24 protein-coding genes are annotated in these 24,282 nt (G+C 64.6%); 16 read left to right on the forward strand and 8 right to left on the reverse strand.

Going from position 1 to position 24,282, the window contains the following annotated elements:
- Positions 1-197 precede the first annotated feature (197 nt).
- From B0G38_RS07655 to B0G38_RS07670, 4 genes are all read left to right on the forward strand, one after another.
- Entirely contained in the window at positions 198-1,103 is a 906-nt protein-coding gene (locus tag B0G38_RS07655) for an ABC transporter ATP-binding protein (protein ID WP_264668885.1), read from the forward strand.
- Positions 1,103-2,731 carry an ABC transporter permease gene (locus tag B0G38_RS07660; protein ID WP_264668886.1) on the forward strand — a complete coding sequence of 543 codons (1,629 nt, stop codon included), beginning with the start codon at positions 1,103-1,105 and terminating at the stop codon, positions 2,729-2,731. The genes B0G38_RS07655 and B0G38_RS07660 overlap by 1 nt, the downstream gene beginning before the upstream one ends.
- A 301-nt stretch (positions 2,732-3,032) precedes the next feature.
- On the forward strand, positions 3,033-3,416 hold the full coding sequence (locus B0G38_RS07665; protein WP_264668887.1) for a hypothetical protein: 384 nt from the start codon (positions 3,033-3,035) through the stop codon (positions 3,414-3,416).
- Positions 3,416-4,180 carry a hypothetical protein gene (locus tag B0G38_RS07670; RefSeq protein WP_264668888.1) on the forward strand — a complete coding sequence of 255 codons (765 nt, stop codon included), beginning with the start codon at positions 3,416-3,418 and terminating at the stop codon, positions 4,178-4,180. The genes B0G38_RS07665 and B0G38_RS07670 overlap by 1 nt, the downstream gene beginning before the upstream one ends.
- A gap of 95 nt (positions 4,181-4,275) precedes the next feature.
- Here B0G38_RS07670 and B0G38_RS07675 read toward each other — a convergent pair whose 3' ends face one another.
- Positions 4,276-4,752 (reverse strand): zinc-binding dehydrogenase, encoded by a 477-nt coding sequence (locus tag B0G38_RS07675; protein WP_264668889.1) that lies wholly within the window; start codon positions 4,750-4,752, stop codon positions 4,276-4,278.
- A 206-nt stretch (positions 4,753-4,958) separates the two neighbouring features.
- On the opposite strand from B0G38_RS07675, the gene B0G38_RS07680 reads away from it, so the two are divergent.
- Both B0G38_RS07680 and B0G38_RS07685 read left to right on the forward strand, forming a co-directional pair.
- Complete coding sequence (locus B0G38_RS07680; protein ID WP_264668890.1) at positions 4,959-5,513, forward strand: hypothetical protein; 555 nt, start codon at positions 4,959-4,961, stop codon at positions 5,511-5,513.
- Positions 5,514-5,557: 44 nt separating this feature from the next.
- Positions 5,558-6,139, forward strand: a complete 582-nt coding sequence (locus tag B0G38_RS07685) for a dihydrofolate reductase family protein (RefSeq protein WP_264668891.1) — start codon at positions 5,558-5,560, stop codon at positions 6,137-6,139.
- 2 nt (positions 6,140-6,141) lie between these two features.
- On the opposite strand, the gene B0G38_RS07690 is transcribed toward B0G38_RS07685, so the two are convergent.
- Entirely contained in the window at positions 6,142-7,419 is a 1,278-nt protein-coding gene (locus B0G38_RS07690; RefSeq protein ID WP_264668892.1) for a M20 family metallo-hydrolase, read from the reverse strand.
- Positions 7,420-7,462: 43 nt separating this feature from the next.
- Positions 7,463-9,118: a thiamine pyrophosphate-dependent enzyme gene (locus B0G38_RS07695; RefSeq protein WP_264669078.1), complete on the reverse strand. Its 1,656-nt coding sequence runs from the start codon at positions 9,116-9,118 to the stop codon at positions 7,463-7,465.
- 181 nt (positions 9,119-9,299) lie between these two features.
- Between B0G38_RS07695 and B0G38_RS07700 the strand changes: the two genes are divergently transcribed.
- The 8 genes from B0G38_RS07700 to B0G38_RS07735 all read left to right on the forward strand — a co-directional run bounded on the left by B0G38_RS07700 (position 9,300) and on the right by B0G38_RS07735 (position 16,520).
- Entirely contained in the window at positions 9,300-10,496 is a 1,197-nt protein-coding gene (locus tag B0G38_RS07700) for a helix-turn-helix domain-containing protein (protein WP_264668893.1), read from the forward strand.
- A gap of 152 nt (positions 10,497-10,648) precedes the next feature.
- Complete coding sequence (locus tag B0G38_RS07705) at positions 10,649-11,464, forward strand: class I SAM-dependent methyltransferase (protein WP_264668894.1); 816 nt, start codon at positions 10,649-10,651, stop codon at positions 11,462-11,464.
- A gap of 261 nt (positions 11,465-11,725) precedes the next feature.
- The gene (locus B0G38_RS07710; RefSeq protein ID WP_264668895.1) at positions 11,726-13,114 is read left to right on the forward strand and encodes an MFS transporter; all 1,389 of its coding nucleotides are present in this window, start codon (positions 11,726-11,728) and stop codon (positions 13,112-13,114) included.
- Positions 13,111-13,503 (forward strand): RidA family protein, encoded by a 393-nt coding sequence (locus B0G38_RS07715; protein WP_264668896.1) that lies wholly within the window; start codon positions 13,111-13,113, stop codon positions 13,501-13,503. Before B0G38_RS07710 ends, B0G38_RS07715 begins: the two co-directional genes overlap by 4 nt.
- 3 nt (positions 13,504-13,506) lie before the next feature.
- On the forward strand, positions 13,507-14,247 hold the full coding sequence (locus tag B0G38_RS07720; protein WP_264668897.1) for an RraA family protein: 741 nt from the start codon (positions 13,507-13,509) through the stop codon (positions 14,245-14,247).
- Between the two features lie 34 nt (positions 14,248-14,281).
- Positions 14,282-15,547 carry an ArgE/DapE family deacylase gene (locus tag B0G38_RS07725; RefSeq protein ID WP_264668898.1) on the forward strand — a complete coding sequence of 422 codons (1,266 nt, stop codon included), beginning with the start codon at positions 14,282-14,284 and terminating at the stop codon, positions 15,545-15,547.
- 7 nt (positions 15,548-15,554) lie between these two features.
- The gene (locus tag B0G38_RS07730) at positions 15,555-15,983 is read left to right on the forward strand and encodes a hypothetical protein (RefSeq protein ID WP_264668899.1); all 429 of its coding nucleotides are present in this window, start codon (positions 15,555-15,557) and stop codon (positions 15,981-15,983) included.
- A 183-nt stretch (positions 15,984-16,166) separates the two neighbouring features.
- A complete protein-coding gene (locus B0G38_RS07735; protein ID WP_264668900.1) occupies positions 16,167-16,520 on the forward strand; it encodes a GNAT family N-acetyltransferase in 354 nt (117 codons plus the stop codon).
- A 36-nt stretch (positions 16,521-16,556) separates the two neighbouring features.
- Here the strand turns inward: B0G38_RS07735 and B0G38_RS07740 are convergent, their stop codons facing one another.
- A complete protein-coding gene (locus B0G38_RS07740; RefSeq protein ID WP_264668901.1) occupies positions 16,557-16,967 on the reverse strand; it encodes a MerR family transcriptional regulator in 411 nt (136 codons plus the stop codon).
- A 188-nt stretch (positions 16,968-17,155) separates the two neighbouring features.
- Between B0G38_RS07740 and B0G38_RS07745 the strand changes: the two genes are divergently transcribed.
- On the forward strand, positions 17,156-18,679 hold the full coding sequence (locus B0G38_RS07745; RefSeq protein WP_264668902.1) for a SulP family inorganic anion transporter: 1,524 nt from the start codon (positions 17,156-17,158) through the stop codon (positions 18,677-18,679).
- A 35-nt stretch (positions 18,680-18,714) separates the two neighbouring features.
- On the opposite strand, the gene B0G38_RS07750 is transcribed toward B0G38_RS07745, so the two are convergent.
- Positions 18,715-19,206: a hypothetical protein gene (locus tag B0G38_RS07750; protein WP_264668903.1), complete on the reverse strand. Its 492-nt coding sequence runs from the start codon at positions 19,204-19,206 to the stop codon at positions 18,715-18,717.
- A 53-nt stretch (positions 19,207-19,259) separates the two neighbouring features.
- Here B0G38_RS07750 and B0G38_RS07755 point away from each other — a divergent pair, with 53 nt between their 5' ends.
- Positions 19,260-19,511, forward strand: coding sequence for a type II toxin-antitoxin system Phd/YefM family antitoxin (locus tag B0G38_RS07755; RefSeq protein ID WP_264668904.1), 252 nt, complete (start codon positions 19,260-19,262; stop codon positions 19,509-19,511).
- A gap of 97 nt (positions 19,512-19,608) precedes the next feature.
- Here B0G38_RS07755 and B0G38_RS07760 read toward each other — a convergent pair whose 3' ends face one another.
- The 3 genes from B0G38_RS07760 to B0G38_RS07770 all read right to left on the reverse strand — a co-directional run bounded on the left by B0G38_RS07760 (position 19,609) and on the right by B0G38_RS07770 (position 24,091).
- Positions 19,609-21,897 (reverse strand): hypothetical protein, encoded by a 2,289-nt coding sequence (locus B0G38_RS07760; RefSeq protein WP_264668905.1) that lies wholly within the window; start codon positions 21,895-21,897, stop codon positions 19,609-19,611.
- 396 nt (positions 21,898-22,293) lie between these two features.
- Entirely contained in the window at positions 22,294-23,430 is a 1,137-nt protein-coding gene (locus B0G38_RS07765; protein ID WP_264668906.1) for an aminotransferase class V-fold PLP-dependent enzyme, read from the reverse strand.
- 127 nt (positions 23,431-23,557) lie between these two features.
- A complete protein-coding gene (locus B0G38_RS07770) occupies positions 23,558-24,091 on the reverse strand; it encodes a hypothetical protein (protein WP_264668907.1) in 534 nt (177 codons plus the stop codon).
- Positions 24,092-24,282 lie beyond the last annotated feature (191 nt).

The following is a 24,282-nucleotide window of genomic DNA, read 5'->3' on the forward strand; positions in this document are numbered from 1 at the left end:
CACAGCGCTCCTGGCACAGGGCGCAGGACAAGCAGGCGGCTGCTCCAGGTGCAGCTGGGCGGCTCTTCCATCGCAGATGCGCCGCTTGTAGGCTGGGCAGCGGAGAGCCGGGAAGCCTGGTCGGCACACGGGTATTTGCCTGCGGAACGCTGGCTCGCTCGTGGCCGCGTTTGCACTGCGCGGAAGGGGGACTGGTCATGCGTACCGCGTCAATTGTTGAAACTGTAGCTCTCGTGAAGGATTTCGGTCGTGTCCGGGCCTTGGACGGCCTTCGACTTTCGGTTGCAGAAGGCGAGGTTCATGGGTTTCTGGGTCCCAACGGGGCAGGGAAATCCACTACGCTGCGGGTGCTGCTAGGACATATCCGTGCCACCTCGGGAACAGTTCGGGTCTTTGGCCTGGACCCCTGGGCACATGCCGTGCAGACCCATCGGGATATCGCCTACGTTCCGGGGGATGTGAATCTGTGGCCGAATCTCAGCGGCGGTGAAGTGATCGATCTGCTGGCCGGGCTGCGCGGAGGCGCCGACGAGCATCTGCGCCAGCAGCTCATTGACGAGTTTGAGTTCGACCCCCGCCGCAAGGCCCGGACCTATTCGAGAGGCAACAGGCAGAAGGCCGCGCTCATTGCCGCTTTCGCAAGACCGGCCCGCCTCTATGTGCTGGACGAGCCGAGCGGGGGCCTGGACCCGGTCATGGACACGGTCTTCCGCCGGCAGATCCGGCGTGTCCGCGCTGAAGGAGCAACTGTCCTCCTTTCAAGCCATATTTTGGGCGAGGTCGAGCAGTTGTGCGACAGGGTCACGATCATCCGCAACGGAACGGTCGTGGAATCAGGGTCGCTGGCGGACCTGCGCCACCTCCGACGCACACATGTGCGTGCTACCGGTGTCAGGGAACCGGGAGCCGTCACCTCGCGTCCGGAACTGCACGATCTGCGCGTCGAGGGTACAACGGTTGAATTCGATGCCGAAGCAACAGATCTTGACATTGTCCTGGCCAGTCTTGCCGAAGCCGATGTCGACGGTCTCGAAGTGGCGCCGCCGTCGCTGGAATCACTGTTCCTGCGCCATTACAGCCGCCTGAACGGACAGGCCCGCTGATGGGTGCGACACTGCGCCTGGCCGTGGCCCAGGCCAGGCGGGACCGCTGGCAGCTGTGTATCTGGGTCTTGGGCATCTCCGTGCTGGGACTCGCTGCGGCGGCCGCGGTGGGCAGCGAATTCGGCGGCGAAGCCGAGCGCGCGGGCATCATCGCCGTGGCGGCTGCCAATCCGGCCTTCCTGTTCCTGCGCGGGCTGCCCGACGGAACCGGCATCGGCGCTGTCGTATTTTTCCAGGGCTATGCTTTCATGGCAGTGCTTGCCGGATTGATGAGCACCTTCTTGGTCATCCGGCATACCCGAAGCGAGGAGGAACTCGGGCGGGCGGAACTGCTGGGCTCCTCCCCCATCGCCAGAAGCGCTCCGCTGGCCGCGACCTTGCTGGTCGGTGCCGCTGCCAATGTCCTGTTATCGGTGTTCACCGCCGCGGGTTTCGCCGCTGGCGGTCTTCCCGTCGCGGGTTCAGCCATCGCCGGGCTTGCGGTCGGCGCCGCAGGCTTCTTCTTCGTTGCCGCCGCGGCGGTGCTCGCACAGTTCCTGCCATCCGGCCGGGGGGCCAATGGGACCGCGGCCGCCCTTGTCGGGCTGGCGTACCTCCTCAGGGGGATCGGCGATGCGCTCGGAACGGCAGAGGCCGGTCTCATGAGGGTCACCAGCGCCTGGCCGTCCCTGCTCTCACCCATCGGTTGGGGACAGCGTTCGCGCCCGTTCACTGCTGCCGACCCGCTACCGCTGCTGGTCCCGGCCGTGGCGGCTGCCGTCCTGGCGGTACTGGCTCTCCGGATTCGACAACGGCGGGATCTCGGGGCCAGCCTCCTGCCCGACCGGGCAGGGCGGGCACGCAGCAGCAAAGCGGGCCGGTCAATGGTTGGCCTGGCCTGGCAGTTGCAGCGTGCGACTCTGGCCGGGTGGGCCTTGGGCGGGGCAGCGTTGGGGACCGTCGCCGGGGTGCTCGGACCCGTGGTTTCCGACACCGTGGCCGGTAACCCTTCACTGGCTGAGCTCATCGCCCGGCTGGTGCCGGGAAGCCAGGCTGACGTGGTCGATGTCTTCGCTGCCGCGCTGCTGGGTATGGCAGGTGTCCTTGGCGCTGCAGCCGGTGTGCAGGCCATGCTACGGATGCGTGCCGAGGAATCCGAGGCACGGGCAGAACTGCTGCTTGCGGCACCGAAGACACGCGCCCGTTGGCTGGCCGCGAATCTGGCCGTCGCCGCCTTTTCGGTCACGGCCGTATCCGCCGCGGCGGGCATCGCAGCGTCAGTCTCGCTGGAAGCCACGGGCACCACCACCGGCAACGGGGGAACCGTGGTTCTGGCTGCCCTGGCCCATGTGCCCGCGGCACTCGTATTCACCGCGGTAGCCGCCCTGACTTTCGCCGTTGTGCCACGGCGAACGGTTCCGCTGGGCTGGGGACTACTCGCGGTCGGCCTGGTCCTCGGCCAGTTCGGGGAACTGCTCCGGCTGCCCGCGTGGCTGCAGAATCTCAGTCCCTTCCGTCACTCCCCGGCGCTGCCTGTCGAAGACCTGGACATCACCGCCATCACCGCAGCGCTCCTGCTTACCGGAGCCGCGGCAGTCCTGGCTGCCGTAGCCACCGGCCTGCTCAACAGACGCGACCTCACAAACTAAACAAAGAGGACTTCTTCTTGCAGGTGCCCGGTGTGGTGGTTGAGTCGCTCGATCCGCTCTTCGAGGCACTCAGCGCCTTGTGCGTTCAGCGAGTAGACCTTGCGCCGCAGTCGCATAAGAGGGGCAGAATCAGCCCGCTCGAGCGGGCACTTCCACCGAACCCAATCGGACACCCTTATTAGCCGGTGTGCTCTGCATGAACAGACAGACCTCGCGAGCAGTCAGGCGGTAGATTTTTAGTGGATTCTTTGTTCCCTTGCGTCTAGAGTGGAGTTATCGGGCAGCAGAGGAGTGAATATTCGTGAGCATTTCCACCGGCATTGGCGCGGCCCATGCGGGAACCGCACGGCTGGGCATCCGCGAAATTGTCCGGCAACTTAACAGCGCACTCGGCGCCACCTTGGTTTCGGCCCTGGCTGGCAGCAAGGATCCGAAGATCAGCTACAAGTGGGCACGCACCGACGGACCCGAGCCGAAGCCGGAAGCCCAAGCCCGTCTACAGCTGGCCCACCGGGCTTGGACGGCTGTTTCCGGTGTCGAGGGAGATCATGTCGCCCGGCTCTGGTTCATCGGAGCGAACCCATGGCTCAGCGAGGTGTCCCCGATCGAGGCGATTAGCGAGCTTCGCGCTAAGGAGGTCATGGATGCCGCCGCCGCCATGATCGAAGACAGCTTCTCCGGTTGATGCGAATCTGCGCCAGCACGGGTCTGACCCTCGTCGACACCCGCCTGAGCGGTTTCAGAATCGCTAAGAGCTCCTACGGCCCGCTGAACCCGAGACCGCGCCCAAATACCCGTGGCTCCGGCAGGTCCGGCTGGTCACGCTTTGACACACCCGGAACAACTGTCTACCTCGCCGGCGACAAGCGCACTGCATACGCGGAGACCCTCTCCCCCACTCGGGTAGGCAGTCAATTCCGCTCCGCCGTTGCCTTCGCCGCCCAACAGTTCGGTATCAGCGGCGATGAGGCAAGAAGGCTCATCGAGGAAGACTGGACCCGGAACGGAAACATGGTGCCCGGCTGGCTGCCGGCCAGCTGGCGCGACGGCCGCCTGATGTACCGATTGCGCATGAACTCTACGGCCTCCTGGGTCGACCTCACGACGGCAGAAACTGTGGCAGCGCTCAACAGATTCCTCGGGCAGACGTTCGAGGAACAGCTCGAAATCAACGGAATCACCCTGGCAACCCTCAGTGGGGAGAACCGGGACGCCACCACACTTATTGCCCAGTGGATCCGAGAGCAGGTCCTTGACGACGGTAGCTACCCCGCCGGAGTGAAATTCCATTCAAAGTTCGGCGGCGGCGTCTGCTGGGCCTATTGGATGCGGCGGACCGACGATGGGCTCGGCCCTGAACCCTTCAAAATCATCACCGAAGACGAGATCCAACAACATGACAACGACCTCGGATACGTGCTCGGACTCTACGGCGCTTCCTGCCGCTGAACTCAGTCTGCAACGCTTAGATGTGCGCGCGGTGACAGGATCAGCTGGGCTGGGCCGCTGTCAAAGCGATGACCGAGGTGGATCATGACCTTGGACTAGCCGGTAGATCTGTCGGCCGCGAGCTCGCGAACGGCGTCGTCGATCGACACCTCGTGCGTCATCAGCGGGCTCACGTCAACGCCACCCGCCATCAGCTCAAGCGCCCGGGAGATCTCGTCGACGAACCGATAAGAACCTCGGTAATCGATCTCGCGGGTAACGATGTCCCCCCAGCGCGACGGACACCTCGCCCGGCGGCAGATTGCCGACCTGGACGATGACCCCTCCTCGGCGGACCGCGGCGATAACACCTCCGAGCGCACGGGTGCACCGGATGCCTCTATTGCGACGTCGATGTCCTGCGGCAAGTTGTCGCCCCGGCCTGGGTTTACCGTCTGGTCCGCGCCCATCCGCCGGGCAACATCGAGCGCAGCATCGGAGAGGTCGGCAGCGACCACGCGTTCGGCTCCAGCTGCTTTGGCAGCAGCGACCGCTAGGGCACCGATGCGAGTAAAAGCACCGGCGGCGTGCACTGCTCAAGGTGCGCGCCGTCGTCGTACTTAAAAGTGCCGGATGTTGCGGAATCGCAATCTCAGGGCCTGTCTTCACCATTCCGGAACGCTGGATTGCATCTCGGTTAATGCCATTGTTCGCGCCTTCGAGCAAAACCTACGGTGAACATATGGCCTGGGCCTACTGTCCATGGCCGAAGCGTCAACAATTCCGATTGGAGAGGGTCATGACAATTCAGGAACAGAAACGCTGGATAACCCGGATGGCAGCCGCAGGAATTATCTCGCTGGGTGCATTCGGAATGGTTGGATGCGATACCGCCGGAAATGAAGCCGGCACGGATGTTGAGGACGTCCAGGAGGAAGGCGATAATCCGGACATTACCGGGCAGGCTACTGATGCTGCCGGCGAGGATGTCAGGACTCCGCTGTTTGTCGGGCCGTACGACCAAGCCTTCAACGATGAGGCCGATATCTATGTCGGTGAAGTGGTGACGGTATCGGCCAATGTCAACGAGATTGTCACACCCATGTCCTTCACGATTGCAGGGACGGACGAGACAACTGTGGACCCGCTGCTGATCGTCCATGACGGAAAGATGACGGATCTCTCGGAGGGTACGGCCGTGGAAGTCACCGGCACCTATCAGGAGGCCTTTGACCTGCCGACTGTCGAAGAAAATATGGACCTGGACCTCGAAGACGACGGCTTCGCCGATCATGACAAGGAACCGTATATCGAGGCCACCAATATTGATACTTCGGTACCTGCTGAGGAGTAAGGCTGAGGAGTAATATGGGGCACCCCGAAGCGAAGGAGTGCCCCGTGGGCAAGGTGGTCATGTACGGCTCGGTGTCGGTGGACGGCTTCATCGCGGACGAGAACGACCAGCCCGGACCGCTGTTCGACTGGTTATCCAGCGGTGACGTCCCGTTGGACGACAGCGGCGAGCTGAAGGTGTCACAGACATCGTACGACTACACCCGGCCGTACTGGGACCAGATCGGGGTGACAATCGCCGGCCGCCACGTCTTCGACCTGACGGACGGCTGGGACGGGAAGCCTCCGAGCGGGATCGACCACGTGGTCGTTGTGACGCACCGGCCCAAGCCCGAGGGCTGGGACCCCGAGGCGCCGTTTCACTTCGTCGACGGCGTCGAGGCAGCCGTGGCCAAGGCGCAGGAGCTCGCGCGTGACCGTATCGTCGAGGTCGCCGCTGGCGACCTCGGTGGCCAGGTGCTTGCCGCGGGCCTGGTCGACGAGGTGCGCATGGACGTAGTACCCGTCGTGTTCGGGTCCGGCAAGCGCTACTTCGGGTCGGTCCACGCACAGCACCTGCTGGAGGATCCCGACGTGGTGATTCAGGGCACCCGGGTGCTTCACCTGCGCTATCGGGTGCGCCGCTGAACCTACCCGCGGTCCAGCTCACCTTCGGCCAGGCGCTGCACCACGGCGGTGAGCATGTGCAGACCGGCGACGATGTCCTCGTCCCGGGTGTACTCGTGCTCGTTGTGCGAGATCCCTTCCACGGACGGGACGAACAGCATGACCGTGGGGACGATGTCCTTCATGTTGGTGGAGTCGTGCCCGGCCAGGGTCTTGACGCGGCCGTATGCCAGCCCCAGGTCCACGGCGATCTTCTCCGACAGCTCCACACCTTCGGGCTGGTACGGGGTGACCGGCCAGCAGTGCGAGGAGTGCTTCTCCACGGACACGTTGGCCAGCCGCTCGATCTCGGCCATCCGGTCATGCAGCAGCTGGTCCGCCTGCGCCAGCACATCCTCGTCCGCCGAGCGCAGATCCAGCAGGAGCGTCACCTTCGACGGCACGACGACGGGAGAGTTGGGGTAGACGTCCAGCTGGCCCACCGAGGTGTGCAGGACGCCGGGGAACCGGTCCGCGATTTCGCGTGCGGCAACCACCAGCAGCGAGGCGCCGAGCAGCGCGTCCCGGCGGTCAGCGATCACAGTAGAACCGGTGTGCGCCTGCTCGCCGTGCACCACCAGCTGGTATTTGTTGGCGGCCCAGTTGGAGTCGACCACGCCGATGGTGATGCCCTCGCGCTCCATGCTGCGGCCCTGCTCGATGTGGATTTCGGCGCAGTAGGCGGCTTCCGGCCCGTCGCCGGTGCCAAGGCAGCCGATCGATGCCAGCGCCTCCCCCACGGTGACGGCGGCAGAGTCCGCCGTCGCCAAGGCATCCTCAAGGGCGAGCTTGCCGGTGTAGACCGAGCTGCCCATCATCGAGGGCTTGAAGCGCGCGCCTTCCTCGTTGAACCAATTGACGACGGCGAGGTTGTACTTGGGCTTCGAAGTCCCGTTTTCGCTGTGGGCGGCAACCCGGATGGCGGCGTGCGCCGCGGCGAGGACGCCGTACGCGCCGTCGTAACGACCCGCCGTCGGCTGCGAATCCAGATGCGAACCGACCAGGACGTAGGGTGCGCCGGGGACCAGCTCGAGCAGGCCGAACTGGTTGCCGATCCGGTCGAACTCCACGCGGAACCCATGCTGTTCGAGCAGCCGGGTCAGCCAGGCGCGCTGTTCGCCGTCGGCCGCGCCGCCGGCCAGCCGGTGCACGCCGCCGTTCGCGGTGGCGCCGAACGTGCACAGGGTGGCGAAGTCTTCAATGAACTTCGCGTCGCCGCCGGTGAAGGCTGCCGGGTTGGGTTCAACGATCGTGGCACTCATGGTTTCTCCTCTGGAAAGCTGTTCGGGCGAAAGTTGCGCGGGCTCAGGAATCCGTCCGCGGAGCGCGGGTTTCGGGATCCTGCAGCACGTGCAGCACCGCGGGTTTGCCGCTGGCCACCGCGCGACGGAAGGCTTCTTCGAAATCTTCGGTGCGTTCCACCCGCTCGCCGTGGCCGCCATAGGTTTCGGCCCAGGCGGCGAAGTCCGGGTTGGTCAGGTGGGTGCCCGAGGGCCGGCCGGGGTATTCACGTTCCTGGTGCTCCCGGATGGTGGCGAAGCACTGGTTGTCCACCACGATGGCGATGAACCTGCCGCCGTAACCCACCGCCGTCGCAATTTCCTGGCCGTTCATCATGAAGCAGCCGTCGCCGGCCACCGAGACCACCTGGCGTTCGGGGAAGATCAGGCTGGCTGCTACGGCGGCGGGAATGCCCATGCCCATGGCGCCGTTGCGCGGTGCGGCCAGCGAGTTGGCGGCCGTGTGCTGCAGGTAGCGTCCCGGCCACAGTGCGTGGTTACCGGCGCCGTACGTGATGACGACGTCCTGCTCCAGCTCACCGCGGAGGATCTCCATGCACACGCCCATGTCGACGCCGATCCCGCCGTCAGGCCGCGGCGTGGAGTAGCTTTCAAAGTCGGCGCGTGCGTTTGCGAGCCAGTTCGGCTGGGGCGACGTGCGGTAGTCCTGGCCGGCGAGTGCCAGGCTGAAGGCGGTCACGTCCGCGACGATGTGCTGGTCCAACCGGCCGTGGTGGCCCAGGATATCGCCGGGCATGACCAGCACGGTCTCGGCCGAAAGTCCGCGGGTGTAGCCGTCGCTGAGCACGTCGCCGCGCGGGCAGCCGATCAGCACCAGCAGGTCCGCCTCGTTGAGCATCCGCGCGTTGGCATCGCTGCGGGCATAGCCGAGGTAGCCGATGTAGGAGTTGCCGCCGTCGAGCACGTGCGGCAAGGCGTCATAGGCGCGCCAGTCGGCGGCGACCGGCACGCCGTGCGTCGCCGCCCAGCGGGCGAGGGCTTCGCCGGACTCCTGCGTCCAGCCCTCGCCCCCGACCACGATCAGCGGCCGCTTCGCCTGGGCGAAACGCTCGCCCAGTGCTTCGAGATCCGCGGCAGCGGGAGCGGTCCTGGCCAGGGCGCGCGGAGCAACCTGAGCGCCGTTCTGCACGGCGTGGGTCAGCACGTCCTCGGGCAGGCCGATCACCACTGGGCCCGGACGTCCGCTCAGCGAGGTGTGGATGGCGTCGTCGACGACGGCGGCGGCCGAGGCCGCGTCGTCGAGCACCACAACCTTCTTGGCCGTGCTGCCGAACCAAGCGGTGATGTCGAACTCCTGGAACGCTTCGCGGCCGCGGTCCGCCACCGGGATCAACCCGACGAAGAGGATCATCGGGGTGGCGTCCTGGTACGCGGTGTGCACAGCGATCAGCGCGTTGGCCGCGCCCGGTCCGCGGGTCACCATGGCCACGCCCGGCAGGTCCGTCAAGCGGCCTTCCGCCACGGCCATGAATCCGGCGCCGCCCTCGTGCCGGGTGACCACGGTGTTGATGGACGAATCGTGCAGCCCGTCGAGGACGTCCAGGAAGCTCTCCCCCGGCACGCCGTAGACCCGGCGGATGCCGGCGGCCTCCAGCTGGGCAACGATCAGGTGCCCGGCGGAGATCGTGTCCGTCTCGGTGGCCATCCGGGTCTCGGTCATTACGCTCACTACTAATCGTCCTCCACAGGTCTTGGTTGTCCAGGTCCTCGCCGCAGTTGTCCTACACAGCGATGTGCGGGAGCCGCGGGCACTCTGGCTGTCGGTCTGTTCCCATGATGGCAGTCGGCCGGGCCGCTGGAACTAGCAATAGCCAACGCTTTATTTCCCCTACACTGTGCTCATGCACACACCCACTGGCAGCCCCGCCCCCTCGACCGGCAACGGTTCGGCCTCATCTCAGACCGGTGCCGATGATGCCCGCTGGGTGCAGCTGGTGGGCGGGCTGAAGGACAAACTGCCCAGGATGCAGGAGCTATTCGTCGAGCGGGTGCGGGCCATTCCCGAGTACTCCGGGCATGCCGTTTCCGGCCAGGACCTGCAGTCCGCAGCCGCCAAGGCGATCGAGCTGACGCTGGACGCGATGGCCGGCAAGGAGCACTATCCGCGGCTGCTGGAGTTCGCCACCGATCTGGGCAACCGCCGCGCCCGCCAGGGCCTCCCGGCCGAGGCCCTCATCTCCGCCGTCCGCCTGGACTTCCCGATCATCTGGGCCACCCTGCTGGAAATTTCAAATAACGACGACGCCGCCCTGCTGGTCCACCGGGCCGAGGAAGTTTGGCGGGTGGTGGATGACTACGCCACTGCCACTCACTCGAGCTACCTGGCCGCGCGCGTGAGCATGGCACAGGAGGAAGCCGGCGTCCGGCAGGAATTCATCTCAGCTCTCTTCGGTGCCCAGGGCCGCCTGCCCGAAACCCGCGATCGGTTTGCCAAGGCATTCAGCTTGAAGCCGGACGTTCCATATGCCATCGCGGCAGCGAAGGGGCAGCCGGCGGCCGAGCTCCGGAAAGTGGCCTCGGCACCCAACCGAAGCCTGTCCATGTTCCTGCACCAGGCGGAAGAATACACCTACCTGTTCTGGCCTGAACCCCGTGGCGGCGGGTTCTCCGGTGCTCGCGGTGCCGGGCTCTCTTCGATTCCCTGCGGCCTGGCTACCGCCGCTGCCGGACTCGTGGATCTGGCCGCGGCCGGCCGCATCGCCGCCGCTCTGTCGGATCTAGCCACTCCGGACGACCAGGCGCCCGTCACTGTCGAGCGGCACTGGATCCGGTTGGCCCGTGCGCGGATGGACGCGCTCGGCGTGCAGCTCGGCGCCGGGTTGGACGCCCAGCTGGCCGCAGCCCGGCCAGATGAAATGGAGCGGCTGCGCGAGACCGTCTCCACTTTCCTGGCCAACGGCAGCGTCAGCGCCACGGCGGACAAGCTCTACTGCCACCGCAACACCATCCTGAACCGGATGCGCCGCTTCAAGGAGCTGACCGGGATCGACCTGATGGTCCCGGTGCAGGCCGCCCGCGCCGTCGTCGCCTGGGCCTGATGTAAACGCCCGCTCCGCTATTGGCGCCAGCACAAATTTTCGAAGCAAAGCCGGTTCAGATTTGGCACTGGACGCAGACTGCGTGTGGATCGATCCTTGAAGAAGCACCAATAGGGGCCATCCAGAGCTACTAATTTCTAAGGGCAAGACCAATGAGCGATCAAGATGTTCTCAACGGAATCAAAGCCAAGCACCGTGCCATGTGGGCCCTGGGCGACTATCCCTCGGTCGCCACGGAAGTCATACCGGCACTGGGCCCGGAACTCGTCGTGGCAAGTGGAATTCGCCCTGGCGAGCATGTGCTGGACATCGCCGCAGGCTCGGGCAACGCAGCCCTTCCGGCAGCCCGGATCGGCGCGCGGGTCACGGCGTCCGACTTGACGCCTGCGCTGCTCGACGCCGGCCGCAGGCAAGCCGAAGGCGACGGCCTAACCCTCGAATGGCGGGAGGCCGACGCCGAGAACCTGCCGTTCGACGACGGCTCCTTCGACGCCGCGATCTCCTGCGTAGGGATCATGTTCACTCCCAACCATCAGGCCAGCGCCGACGAACTCGTCCGCGTCCTCCGGCCCGGAGGCAGAATCGGCCTGATCAACTGGACACCCGAGGGCTTTATCGGCCAAATGTTCAAAACCATGAAGCCGTACGCTCCACCGCCGCCTCCGGGCGCACAGCCGCCGCCGCTGTGGGGCAACGAGGAGCACGTGCGGGAACTGCTGGGCGACCGGGTGACAGACGTCGTTGCGAAACGGGAAAAGCTGATGGTTGACCGGTTCGGCACCCCGGAAGAGTTCCGCGAATTCTTCAAGACCTGCTACGGACCCACCATCACCGCGTACCGCAACATCGCCGATAGCCCGGAGCGGGTGCAGGCGCTGGATGACGAGCTCGCCGGGCTGGCACGTACGAACCTCGGCAACGGCAGGATGGAATGGGAGTACCTGCTGTTCACGGCCGTCAAGAAGTGACCGGGCGTCGGCGAACGTAACCGGATGCAAAGATGAGCGCGCCGCCCATAGCGGGCGACGCGCCGTCGTCGTTGGTTGAAAGGGATTGGGCACTGTTGGGGCCGGTGTGCATGTGCCCAATGCGCACCCGCTAATTGTGTGTGGATCTTTCTTGTGACGTACGCCACGCCGCGGGGATAGTGGTTTGCACAACAGCTTGTTCTGCACCGCAGGCGAATCAGAGCCAGGTGCCCTTCATCCCTTCCCCATTGGAGCTTACGAATGTCTTCTGCAGCCACGCGAAGCGCTTCGACAAGTGCACGACTCGACCGCGCAAAGATGCGCAAGATTTCCACCGCCAGCGTCATCGGTACCACCGTCGAATGGTACGACCTCTTCCTCTTCGGAACGGCGTCCGCGCTGGTCTTCAACCGAATCTTCTTCCCCGAGCTCGACGGCGCCATCGGCACCCTCCTCTCCTTCCTCACCTTCGCGTCCGCCTACCTGGCCCGCATGGTCGGCGCCATCCTCTTCGGCCACTTCGGCGACCGCGTTGGCCGCAAGTCCATGCTGCTGATCTCGCTGATCGCGATGGGCGCGGCGACTTTCGCCATCGGTCTGGTGCCTGACTTCAATACCATCGGCATCGCCGCTCCCCTGCTGCTGCTGACCCTGCGCCTGATCCAGGGCCTGGCCCTCGGCGGCGAATGGGGCGGCGCGGTCCTGATGACCGTGGAGCACGCGCCGGAAAACAAGCGCGGTTTCTACGGCTCCATGGTCCAGATCGGCGTGCCCGTGGGTACCCTGATCGCCAACGTGGCCTTCCTGCTGGTAGCCGCCAACCTGTCCGAGGCCGACCTGCTTAGCTGGGGCTGGCGCGTACCGTTCCTGCTCTCGGCCGTCCTGGTGGGCGTGGGCATCTACATCCGGTTGAACATCGAAGAGACCCCGTCCTTCCAGAAGGTCCGCGAGACCGGCGCCAAGGCGAAGATCCCGTTTGCCGATCTGATGCGCAAGTACTGGAAGCAGGTCATCCTCGGCGGCGTCGCCACCCTGTCCACCGGCAGCACCTTCACCCTGCTGGTCGCCTCCGGCGTCAACTACGGCACCACCGAACTGGGCCATTCCAGCGACACGATGCTCTGGGCCGTCATGTTCGCCTGCGTCCTGGCCTTTGTTGCCATCCCGTTCTTCGGCCGGCTCTCCGACCGCGTGGGCCGCAAGCCCATCATCTTCGCCGGTGTGGCCGCCGAAGCGCTGCTTGCCTTCCCGATGTTCTGGCTGATGGACACCGGCTCCGTGCCGCTGATGTTCATCGGCTACGGCCTCATGATGCTGGCCTTCTCCGCCAACTACGGCCCGATCGCCACCTTCCTGGCGGAACTGTTCGGCTCCAAGGTGCGCTACTCCGGCCTGTCCGTGTCCTACATGCTCTCCGGCCTGCTGGGCTCGGCCGCTACCCCGGCCATCACGGTGGCCCTGCTCGCCGCCACCGGCCAGAGCTCCTCGATCGCCTGGTACGTGATGGGCGCCGCCGCGCTGTCCCTGATCGCGCTGTACCTGCTGACCGAGACCCGGCACGGCAACATCGACGCCGTTGAGGCAGCCCCGTCCAGCGAGAGCGTTGACGCTCCGGCCGGCTTGGTTGAGAGTGCAGAGGTTGCCCGGTGACCATCCGGCGCATCCACGCGGCCCCCGGCTCAATAGAGCCGGTGGGCCCGTACTCACAGGCGGTCGTCGCCAACGGCTTTGTCTTCACCGCGGGCCAGGTGCCCGCCAAGTCCAGTCTGGAGGACCAGCCGGACACGTTCGCCGAACAGGTCCGCCAGACCATCCGGAACCTGGAGGCCGCGCTGATCGAAGCCGGCTCCGGTCTGGAACACGTCGTCAAGGTCAACACGTACCTGACCGAACCTGACCAGCTGGCCGAATACAACGCGGTCTACGAGGAATTCTTCGGCCCCCACAAGCCGGCCCGCACCTCGGTGTGCGTCAGCTTGTGGGGCGTGAGCCTGGAGATCGAATGCGCGGCGGTAGTGCCCGCACAGGAGGAGAAATAGCCAATGGAAATGTCCGCCACCGGGACCCTTGCCGCCGTCACCTTAGGCAATCCCGCCGCAGAGGTTGAGCTTCAGGTTGAGGTCGAGACTGAGCCTCACGCTGAGCGTCCGGTCCAGCAGCTGCCCGAGCTGCTGGAACAGCTATGCAGCGTCAGCTTCCCCACCCTGGGCCACTTCCTCGAAAAGGGATTCTGCTCCTCTGAGATCCGCGCGATAGTGCCCGGTGCCCGGATGGTGGGCGTTGCTTCCACGGCCCGGATTCCCGACGCCGATGCGGTGGCGGTCAACCACGCGCTCCTGCGCCTGCAGCCGGGCGAGGTGCTGGTGCTGGACATGGACGGCGACCGGCAGCACGCTCCCGTCGGCGCGGTGACCAGCGCGGCGGCCCGGGCGGGCGGCGCGGCCGGCATCCTGGTGGACGGCCCGGTGACCGACGTGGTGGAACTGAATGAAACGAACGATGGCGGGGCGCTGCCCGTGTTTGCCCGCGGCACCACCTGCCTCACCACCAAACGCCACGCGTCGGGCCGTGCCGAGTTCGGCGTCCCCGTGAGCGTCGGCGGTGTCACCGTCCGGCCGGGCGACGTTGTCCTCGGTGACGACAACGGAGTGGTGGTGCTGGCACCCGAGGTGGCCGCCGCCGTCGTACTTCAGGCGGTTGAATCCGACGCCGCCGAACCGAATATCCTCAGCCGGATTGCTGCCGGTGAGCCGCTCGAAAGGATCCTGTACCTTGGCCAGTAACGCGCCCGCGCCAGCCTCGACCGAAGGAGCAACCATGCCGGATCCGGACATTAGACAGCGCATCCTGGCCGCCGTCGACACCGCGTTCGATGAGCAGCTCGCGTTCACCGCCGAGCTGATCTCCGAACCGTCGCTGCGCGCCGACGAGTCCGACGCGCAGGACCTGCTCTACCGGGCGATGGAGTCCCGCGGCCTGGAGATGGACCGCTGGGCAATCGACTCGGAGGAACTGCGCAATCACGTCGGCTACGGCCCGTCCACCGTCTCCTACGAGAACAGCGTTAACGTGGTCGGCACTTATAAACCGCGGACGACGGCGGGGCGTTCGCTGATCCTGAACGGCCACGTGGACGTGGTGCCCACCGGGCCCGAGGACACCTGGTCCCGCTCCCCCTGGCACGCCGAGATTGTCGACGGCTGGCTGTATGGGCGCGGCAGCGGCGACATGAAGGCCGGGCTTGTTGCCAACCTCTTCGCGCTCGACGCCGTCCGCGCCGCCGGGCTGGCACCCACCGCCGAGATCATCGTCCAGTCGGTTGTGGAGGAAGAGTGCACCGGCAACGGTTCGCTGGCCGCCCTGCTCCGCGGCCACACTGCTGACGCCGTGATCATCCCCGAACCCGAAGAGAACATGTTGGTCCGGGCCAATGTCGGTGTGCTGTGGTTCAAGGTACGGGTGGCCGGCGCGCCTACCCATCCGCGCGAAATGTCCACCGGCTTCAACGCGATCGACTCGGCCTACACAGTAATGGCCAGCCTCCGGAAGCTGGAGGAGAAGTGGAACGAACAGCGCAGCTCGCACCGCCACTTCGAGGACCTCGAGCACCCAATCAACTTCAACTTCGGCAAGATCGTCGGCGGCGACTGGCCCTCCAGCGTCCCGGCCTGGTGCGAGATCGACGTCCGCGTGGCCATTTATCCAGGTACGACGGCGGACCAGGCCTGGCAGGAACTGCAGGATTGTCTCGACTCCACCGGTCTGCCGCTGACCGCCACCAAGACCGGCTTCTACTCCGAGGGCTATGTGCTGGAGGAAGGCTCCGATGCCGAAGCCGTGCTGGCCGGCGCACACCGGGAGGCGTTCGGCGAGGAGTTGCAGAGCTTCACCACGCCGGGTTATCTGGACGGCAGGGTCTTCACGCTGTACGGCGACACTCCTACCCTGGTCTACGGTCCCGTCTCCGAGGCGATCCACGGGTTCGACGAACGTGTGGACATCGAGTCAGTCCGCCGGATCACCAAGGCCATCGCCCTGTTCATCGCGGAATGGTGCGGCGTGGAGGAGGATAGGGCAGACTGAGCGCATCATGTACATGCCCGTAGATGCCGAGCCGAATCCGTTCTTTCTCACGGCCGCCCTCACGGTCGGCGGGCTTGGCCTCTTCGTCATCCTCTATGCGTCGGTCCGCAAGCTCAAGGAGAGAATCACGACCGTCGCGGCGTGGAGCATCTTTTTCGCCGCCATCCCACTGCTTCTCGGGCACGGCCTCTCAGTAAAGGGTGCCGACAAGGAAAACCAACACGCAATGGGATTTAACCTCCTCGAGAAGTACATGGACCAGCTGGGGCTCAACGGAACACAGTACGTTGAGCCGAGCGGCGACGGACATATCGTGTCCATCTGGTTCACGGCTGACTATGCCGAGGAGCGTTTTGTAGTGTTCGACAGCGCAACCGGGGAGCCATTCCTCGAAGACACCAGTGTTCCCGACCAGCTGCCTGTTTTCAGCGAATAGCCCCGGCTACTCTCACATTTACTGAAGGTCTCGTCTTTATCACGATCGCTGTCCTGGTGCTGCCCCAAATGGCATTTTGACCTCGAAAGACCCGAATCCAGCTCTTCGTGTTGCACGAGGGATAATAAGCATGCTTGGCTTCATCTTGTAGCAGGATCAATTCTTGAACAGAGGAGAGATGGCATGCAGGTAATCGCCAATAACTTCGGTGCTTCCCAATACGACGCCTATGTGGACGGAGCGGTGGCCGCGTCACTGCACTACCAGATCCAGAACGGCGAGATGTGGCTTCTCTGGACCACCGTGAGCGACAGCTGCGAGGTCAAGGGCCTTGCCGAGCGCCTGATCCGCGACGCCCTCGCCGATGCGCACAAGAGGAGGCTGGCCGTGCGCCCGTTCTGCCACGAGGTCCGCAAGATCATCTCCGCGCACCCCGTATATCTGAAGCTGGTTCCGGCCAACGAGGTCAGGCGCCTTCACCTGACCGCAGTTCCCGCGCCCAAGAAAACGAAGCAGCTCGCGACTGCCGCGGCCTAAGCCGCCGTCAGCTAGGCCGCCAATGCATAACCCGCCCTACGGGGCGGGTTTGCTCTGGTTAGAACGAAGGTTCCTAATGAAGTCGTCGGCGCGCTCCAGGTTGAGTGCGAGCTTGTCGCGTTTTTCATGCGCCCTGCGAATATATTCTTCGAGCAGTTCCCGTTCCCGCGGATGGTCCAAGCCGTCCGCGAGGGTGTCGACCACTTCCAGCAGTTCCGCCATTTCTTCAAGGGTGAAGCCAAGCGGCTTCATGGAACGGATTACCAGCAGCCGTTCCAAGTCGGACTGGGCGTAGACGCGGAATCCACCCTCCGTCCGGGTCGTCACCGGAAGGAGCCCCACGTCGTCGTAATGACGGATCGTGCGCAGCGAAAGCCCTGTCGCTTCAGCCAGTTCGCCGATATGCATTGTCCGCGCCCCGCTGGTTCCGCCGCCTGTTTCACTCATAGGTCATTCTCTCTTCCTGCCTCCGACTTGCAACCCTACCCTCACGTTAGGTTAGGGTTGTAGCTGACTGCCGGTCCTTGCCTGTTACCGGCCGCCCCATTTTCTTCTTCTACTCACCCCTGCGCAGCCCCCGCTTTCTTTTGTAACTGAAGGCCGGTTTGCCTTCTGAACGTATGAACGGAGCCTTAATGGCAACGACTTCAACCGAAGCCAAGCCGGAACTGACCCCGGAAGAGCGGCAGTCGGTACTGCGCACTCTCAAATCACCCCGCTTGCTCAAAACCGAGGTCCTCGCCGGCCTTGTCGTCGCCCTGGCCCTGATCCCCGAGGCCATCGCGTTTTCCATTATCGCCGGGGTAGATCCCCGGCTGGGACTGTTTGCCGCGTTCACCATGGCCGTTTCCATCGCTTTCCTCGGCGGGCGTCCGGCGATGATTTCGGCGGCCACCGGTGCTGTGGCCCTGGTTATCGCACCGCTGGTGGACAGCCATGGCGTTGACCACTTCATCGCGGCCGTCATTCTGGCCGGCATCTTCCAGGTCCTGCTTGCTCTGCTGGGCGTGGCCAAGCTGATGCGGTTCATCCCCCGCCAGGTCATGGTGGGCTTCGTCAACGCACTGGCCATCCTGATCTTCATGTCCCAGGTTCCGGAGTTGCTTGGTGTGCCGTGGCTGGTCTATCTGCTGACTGCCTTGGGCCTGGTGATTGTGTTCGGGCTGCCGAAACTGACCAATGTGGTCCCGGCACCGCTGGTCGCCATCGTCGTCCTGACCCTCATTACGGTCCTAGCCTCTGTGGCTATCCCCACGGTCGGCGACAAGGGTGATCTGCCCGACAGCTTGCCCACCTTGTTCTTCCCGAACGTCCCGTTAACGTTTGAGGCGTTCCAGATCCTCTTCCCCTATGCACTGGCCATGGCCTTCGTCGGTCTGCTCGAGTCACTGATGACGGCCAAGCTCGTCGACGACATCACCGACACCCGCTCCAGCAAAACCCGCGAATCCTGGGGCCAGGGCGCGGCGAACATCATCACCGGATTCTTCGGCGGCATGGGCGGCTGCGCCATGATCGGCCAGACCATGATCAACGTCAAAGCCTCCGGCGCCCGCACCCGGATCTCAACCTTCCTGGCCGGCATGTTCCTGCTCGTCCTTGTAGTCTCCCTCGGCGATATCGTGGCTATCATTCCGATGGCCGCCCTGGTGGCCGTGATGATTTTCGTTTCCATCGCGACCTTCGACTGGCACAGCATCCAGCCCTCCACGCTGCGCATGATGCCCAAAAGTGAAACCGCCGTCATGCTCGTCACCGTGATCGTCACCGTCTGGACGCACAACCTCGCCATCGGCGTGGGCGTCGGCGTACTCACGGCCATGGTGCTCTTCGCCCGCCGCGTGGCACACTTCGTTTCCGTGGACCGCACGGTCTTGGAACTCAACGGCGAGAAGGTCGCCACCTACGTGGTGGACGGCGAACTGTTCTTCGCCTCCTCGAACGACCTCTATACCCAGTTCGAATACGCGCACGATCCGGAGAAGGTGGTCATCGACATGCATGCCTCCCACCTTTGGGATGCATCGACTATCGCCGCCCTGGACGCGATCACGGAGAAGTACCGCAGGCACGGCAAGGACGTTCAGATCATCGGCTTGAACTCCGCCAGCGTCCTGATGCGCGAACGTATGGCAGGCAAACTGGGAGGCGGCCACTAGCCGGTACCGCCGTTGGAACGGTCGTGGCCTGGCTCCTATTGTCCCGATCCCACACCCGGATGCGGAAGGCCGGAAGCCGCCAGATCTGAAACCCATTCCGGCGTGGCCCTGCCCAGACGCTTATCAGTGGTCACGCACAGCCGGGCGGCGTTGGTCTTGACGCAATGATCTTCGCCATCCCGCTCCGGCAGCGCTTTGGGCAGCGCTGCTTCGTGCAGCGGCCTGATGGCAGCCGTGGCCAGGATTTCGATCTCTTCATCCGTGGCCAAGTGGCTTTTGGCCAGCAGTGCCAGGACACCAAGCCCGGTCGCCTTGCGCTCCATGTCAGCTGACAAGGAAGCGTCCAACGCCCATTGCGCGCGCGACCACCACTCGGAGCGGCGGTCTGCCAGCGCCCGCTCCGTCACGGCCTGCCACGCAATGAAACCCGCGACGGCGGCTGCCAGCAGCGTGGCCAGCGGGCCCAAAGCCTCAAGGATGTTCCACCATTCCGACTGCTGGACAATCACTGCATCCGGTACCGTCATAGGCTCATCCTAGAGCTTGCGGCACAATTGGCTGCAGGGCGAAAGGACCATTCATGAAGAGCATGACGTACGCCGAACTGAAGGCGGACCACGAGGCCATTCTTGACTCCGTTGTGGACAACCGCGAGGAGGTCGTCATTCGCCGGCGGGACAAGGATCCCGTTGTCATCTTGGCTCTGGATGACTACGAGTCGCTCAAGGAAACCGCTTATCTCCTCCGCACCCCCGAGAATGCTCGGCGGCTCCTCCGTTCAATTGACAACCTCGAATCAGGTGAAGAAGCGAGACAAATGCCGCGCCATTAAGTGGCTGGTCCGTCCAGAACGCTTGAGGCCGTTGCCAGCATTAGCTGCTGGCAACGGCCTCAAGTTATATGGGCCCTATGATCTTGGGCGTGGCGACTCAGCTCTTCTTACGACGGCGTGAGAACACGGTAGCTGCGGTTCCTGCTGTCATCAGCAGCAGTGCCGCCGAAATCAGTCCGATGGATTCCGTGCCCGTCATGGCCAGGCCTCCTGACTGGGGGTAGACGACCGGTGACGGTTCAGGGTTAGGAGCCGCTGCACCCGGTGCCGGCGCTTCTTCCGCAGGCTCTTCCGGTGTAACCGGCGGCTCCTCGGGGCTGACCGGCGGTTCTTCCGGTTCCGGAGTCGGCTTGGCCGGGGTCTCCTCGTCCGGGGCCTCGACCTCGGCGCAGGCCTCGGCGGAGTACTTGCCGTTGAGCAGGACCTCGTTCAGCAGGCCGGTTCCTTCGTCTTCTTCCAGCCGGCAGTCCAGCTGGTCTTCCGAGGCGTCGGAGTCAACGACGACGCGCGCCCAGACGATGTAGAGATGAGTGGAGTCGGGTTCAATGCCGCGGCCGTCCGCCAAGGTGGTTGTAGCGTCCTCTTCGGGATCCTCCCAAACCCCTTCCTCGCCGTCGTTATCCCGAATCCATTCGGCATTGGTGACCCTGATGCCGTCGCCGAACTTCAGTGTGTCGGTCAGGTCATAGTCGCGCCAGGCGATCTTGGAATTGTTGGTCACGCTGACTTCGTATTCGATTTCCCAGATGCCGGCGCCGACGTCGATCGCCTCTCCGGCGGTCTTGTCGACGTGCAGCCCCTCGGGGTCGAGCGAGTTCTCGATGACGCAGCGGATGTCCTGGCCGTACGACGGCGTGATCTTGTCACCGTCCTGATAGATGTTGCCTTCGCCGTAGACCAGTTCGCAGACCCAGTCGCCGGCGGAGAACTCGTCCTGGCCGTCGAAGTCTGCTTCCTCGGCGAGCGTGTAGGTCACGTCCGGATCCACGTTGCCGCTCACCCACGAGGTGCCCTCAAGCGTGGGCTCATCCTCGCCCTCCGCTGTGGCGGTCAGCGTCCACTTCTCCGCGTAGTCCCAGTAGTCCTCGGGGTCGATGTCCTTGGCCAGGGTCAGGTTCTGTTCGCACTCAACATGGTTTACGACGGTGAAGGCGCTGTCCTTGTCCATGAGTTCCCGCTCGCCGAGGCCCTCACGGTAGTCCACCAAGCAGCCTTCAGGGACCTTGGCTTCCTCTTTGAGGTAGACGTAGTCGCCCTTGTAGAAGTCCGTGTACTGCGTATCCCAAGCTGCGTCTGCGACTTCCTCGCTGTCCGGACCGAACTTGAGCCAGGCGTCGAAGCCATCCGGCTGGCTGCCGTGGTCAAATTCTTCGCCGTCGATGACCCACTTCTTATCGACTTCGAAGCTGGCGCGGTACTTGGGCGCGTGCGGGATGTCGGCACAGGCGGAATCGGCGTAGTTGCCGTCCACGTAGATCTTGTTCAGCAGGCCGCCGGAATAGCCGTCCTTGCAGGTCAGCTCGTATTCGGGGGTGTCGTCTGCAACCTTGACCGTGGCGTACACATGGTAGAAGTGGCTCTTGCCTTCGCCCAGTTCGACGTCGTCGTCCTTGCTGGCGAGTTCGGCCGTGTTGCCCTGGAATTGGTTTTCCTTGTCGCCCTTGCTCCAGGTAGCCCTCTCGACCTCGATGCCGTGGCCGAAGGAGAGCTCGTCCGAGAGCGTGTATTCCTCGTCATCCTTGTAGTCGCCGTCGCCGTTGGGCTGGTTGGTTACCTGGATGGTGTAGCTGATGTACCAGCGGCCTTCGGACTCGTCGCCGAGGGCCTCCACCGAGTTGGCCTTCTTAGTGGCGACGATCGGGCTGGCCTCGTCTTCGTGGTCACCCTCTTCGTGCTCGGCTTCGTCCTCGGTCTCGGTTTCTTCGTCTTCGTGCCCGGCGTCATCGTCGCTGCCGGCGATCGCGGCCAGGGGTGCGGCGGGCTGGTTGGCCGGCGCGGCATCTTCGGCGGCCGGGGCCGGTTCTTGGCCCGGGGCGGGCGCCGGTTCAACGGGCTGTTCGGCTGCCGGTCCAGCAGGTTCAGGCGCCTCCATGACTTCAGCTTCGGCGGGTTCGCCTGTTCCTGCCGAGGGGTCTTCCGTTCCGGCAAGCGTGGCTTCGGCAGGGGCCGCCGCAGCCAGCCCCACGATCTCGGTGGCTGTTCCCGTTGACTCTGCTCCGCCGTCGTCCGCTAGAACAGGCAGGGCCAGGCCGGCCGACATGAGCGAGCCCGCGGCCACAGCAGCAAGTCCTCCGCGCAGCCGCTTCAGGACGTCGCGCCTCTTCGGGCGCGCTTCCTTGGGCGGTTTCGGATTGGACGCCGCTGACTGCGCTGGCTTGTCTGTCATCTTGTTCCCCCAAAAAGACCGGCACACGTCGGGTGCCGTTGCAGGTGCGAGTGTCGGACCGTCTCCCCTGGTCCCTTATTGCCGTGAGCGCCCATGCGGACGCTGCGGCAGCCCGCTCCCCAACGGGCTGCCACACGTGCAGTCCCTCATAAAGAAAACTGCTTCCCCCAAGGTCCTCACCATTGAGAACCCGCTCCGTTGCCTTCGTGCCTTGACAGCCGCCGGCAACGGAGGGCGGTGGTGGCTGCCAAGTACGGCTAGCCTAGGCGAGGGGTTAGTTCGGGCGCTAGGGATAAACGTTGCTTGCGGCCGGATTGGCGCCGTTTTCCAAGGTATTTGCAAGGTCGCTGGGCGAGTTTCGGTGGCAGAAGTGCGTAGTCGTCGGCACGTCGCCGCTCAGGCGCGGCCGATCAATTCGGCCACGAGGTCGAGTTCTTCCTCAAGGTTGTAGAAATGCAGCGCCAGACGGATTCTGCCTGCACGGACAGACGCCACCACGTTGGCTTGGCGGCAGCGTGCCATGACCGCTTCGGCGTCGGTCAGCGGGACAGCGACGATGGTAGAGCGGTGCTGCTCAGGGAAGGGGTGGAAGGCAGGGCAATGTGTGGCCAGCGCGTCCTGCAGGTGCCGGGCGAGCTGGGCGTTGCGCTCAATCAGGGCGTTGATACCGAACCGGCCGAAAAGGCGAAGCGCCGCCTGGTCGGCCAGGGCAGGAAACCACGCCAGGGAAACGTCGAGCTTCGACGCCGTCTGCGACAGATCCATGGCTGGACCGTAGAAGCTCTCGAGCGGCATCCGGGTAGCCTTCCAGCCCGGCACGACAGGCCGGAGTTGCTCAAGCAGTCCGGAGCGGACATAAAGATAACCCATGCCCCTCGAACCGAGCAGGAACTTATGGCTGGCCGAGGCGAGGAAGTCAACGCCATCACGCACGACGTCGAGCAGTACCGCACCGGCGGCCTGGCAGGCGTCGACGAAGAACCAGGCGCCGGAGCGGGCGGCTATCCCGCTGAGCGCGGCCAAGTCCGCCCGGTAGCCGTTGGCCGAATTCACCGCACTCACCGCAATCAGGCGGGTACCGCCGTCGGCAGCGTGAGCGTAAGCTTCGGCCGCCACGACCCCGGCGTCCGGCGCCAGGGTGCGGATCTCGTATCCGCGCTCCCGCAGCAGGAGCCAGGGAAAGTAGTTCGAAGTGAATTCGTTCTCGGCGACAACGACGTTCTCGCCGCGCTTCGCGGGAGGCAGATTAGCGGCCACGATCCCCGCGGCCGTACTCACGGCCGGCACGAGGGCAATCTCCTCGACGGTAGCGCCGACGATCTCCGCGAACGTGGCGCGGGCATCCTCCCCTGCCTGCTCAGCTTCCCGCCAATCGAACCGGCCGGTGGACCAGCGTTCGACCGCCTGCTCATATGCGGCCCTCGCAGGGGCGCAGCCGACGTTCATGGAGGCAGTGTTGAGGTAGATCGTGTCCTTGAGCCCGGGGAAGAGCTGGCGGATATCGGCGGCGTGCATGGCTGAACCATCCTTCATGCCGATTGGCGTCCTCGCCGCCAAAGTCTAGGCGCGGTCGCCGAGTAGGACAACCATCTTATGGCTGGCCGCACCGGCGCAGCCAGTGCCTGCGGTCGGTGACCTTCCTTGAGAGCCCGACCGGATTCTACTGTCCGGTACGTGCAGTTCCCTTGTCCGGCACTTCCGTCACCGTCACGTGGTCGGTGTCGAGGTAACCGCGTTCCAACAGGCCGGAACTGGCATTGTGGCGGAGCAAGTCGACGCTGGTCCGCTCTCCGGCTTCCCAGTCAGCTTCCGTCGGGTTCAGGTGTTTACTTGTCGTGGTAGGCAGCTGGCCGGCCTCCCGCATTGCATCTGCTACTTCGCCGAAGACGGGACCGGCGCTTCCGCCGAGGTTGTACTGTCCAGGATATTCAGAATCAGGGTTCCGGTAGGTCGCCATCACTTCGCCCTCGTGCGGCGTGGAGCAGTCCACCGTGAAGATGGCCGTGGTTTTGGCCATGTAGTCGTAGTCGAAGTATAGACAGTCCCCGATCGACAGGTCGCTCAGGCGCTTGGCGTCCATGCTGTCCCAGGCATTGGCGAGAAATTGCTCTGTCGCCAGCCGGTCGGCTTCGGCCTCCTCCGCGGTGAGGCTGGGAGCAGCCGGTACCGAGGTCACGTCGGGTGTCGGCGTCACTGCTGTCAGGGTCGCGGAGGGACCTGTTGGTTGAGGGCTCGAAGTCGGAGTGTTCCCGCTTGCTTCGCCGGTGCTGTTCCCTGTGCCTGTCGACGGAGCTGGGGTAGAGGCCGAAGCGGCACAGCCTGTCAGCAGCGAAACCGCTGCAGCGGCCAACAGTGTACGAACGGCGTGGCGAGGCCTGTTGACGT

It is taken from the genome of Crystallibacter permensis, from assembly GCF_025960875.1.
Lineage (GTDB): Bacteria > Actinomycetota > Actinomycetes > Actinomycetales > Micrococcaceae > Crystallibacter > Crystallibacter permensis.

Bases quoted from the DNA above. Each gene is read 5' to 3' on its own strand.
- B0G38_RS07705 (WP_264668894.1), top strand. From the start codon at position 10,649: ATGAGCGATCAAGATGTTCTCAACGGAATCAAAGCCAAGCACCGTGCC.
- B0G38_RS07680 (WP_264668890.1), top strand. From the start codon at position 4,959: ATGACAATTCAGGAACAGAAACGCTGGATAACCCGGATGGCAGCCGCA.
- B0G38_RS07750 (WP_264668903.1), bottom strand. From the start codon at position 19,206: ATGACGGTACCGGATGCAGTGATTGTCCAGCAGTCGGAATGGTGGAAC.
- B0G38_RS07740 (WP_264668901.1), bottom strand. From the start codon at position 16,967: ATGAGTGAAACAGGCGGCGGAACCAGCGGGGCGCGGACAATGCATATC.
- B0G38_RS07725 (WP_264668898.1), top strand. From the start codon at position 14,282: ATGCCGGATCCGGACATTAGACAGCGCATCCTGGCCGCCGTCGACACC.
- B0G38_RS07695 (WP_264669078.1), bottom strand. From the start codon at position 9,118: ATGACCGAGACCCGGATGGCCACCGAGACGGACACGATCTCCGCCGGG.
- B0G38_RS07765 (WP_264668906.1), bottom strand. From the start codon at position 23,430: ATGAAGGATGGTTCAGCCATGCACGCCGCCGATATCCGCCAGCTCTTC.
- B0G38_RS07735 (WP_264668900.1), top strand. From the start codon at position 16,167: ATGCAGGTAATCGCCAATAACTTCGGTGCTTCCCAATACGACGCCTAT.
- B0G38_RS07720 (WP_264668897.1), top strand. From the start codon at position 13,507: ATGGAAATGTCCGCCACCGGGACCCTTGCCGCCGTCACCTTAGGCAAT.
- B0G38_RS07755 (WP_264668904.1), top strand. From the start codon at position 19,260: ATGAAGAGCATGACGTACGCCGAACTGAAGGCGGACCACGAGGCCATT.
- B0G38_RS07730 (WP_264668899.1), top strand. From the start codon at position 15,555: ATGTACATGCCCGTAGATGCCGAGCCGAATCCGTTCTTTCTCACGGCC.
- B0G38_RS07655 (WP_264668885.1), top strand. From the start codon at position 198: ATGCGTACCGCGTCAATTGTTGAAACTGTAGCTCTCGTGAAGGATTTC.
- B0G38_RS07700 (WP_264668893.1), top strand. From the start codon at position 9,300: ATGCACACACCCACTGGCAGCCCCGCCCCCTCGACCGGCAACGGTTCG.
- B0G38_RS07660 (WP_264668886.1), top strand. From the start codon at position 1,103: ATGGGTGCGACACTGCGCCTGGCCGTGGCCCAGGCCAGGCGGGACCGC.
- B0G38_RS07745 (WP_264668902.1), top strand. From the start codon at position 17,156: ATGGCAACGACTTCAACCGAAGCCAAGCCGGAACTGACCCCGGAAGAG.
- B0G38_RS07710 (WP_264668895.1), top strand. From the start codon at position 11,726: ATGTCTTCTGCAGCCACGCGAAGCGCTTCGACAAGTGCACGACTCGAC.
- B0G38_RS07760 (WP_264668905.1), bottom strand. From the start codon at position 21,897: ATGACAGACAAGCCAGCGCAGTCAGCGGCGTCCAATCCGAAACCGCCC.
- B0G38_RS07670 (WP_264668888.1), top strand. From the start codon at position 3,416: ATGCGAATCTGCGCCAGCACGGGTCTGACCCTCGTCGACACCCGCCTG.
- B0G38_RS07690 (WP_264668892.1), bottom strand. From the start codon at position 7,419: ATGAGTGCCACGATCGTTGAACCCAACCCGGCAGCCTTCACCGGCGGC.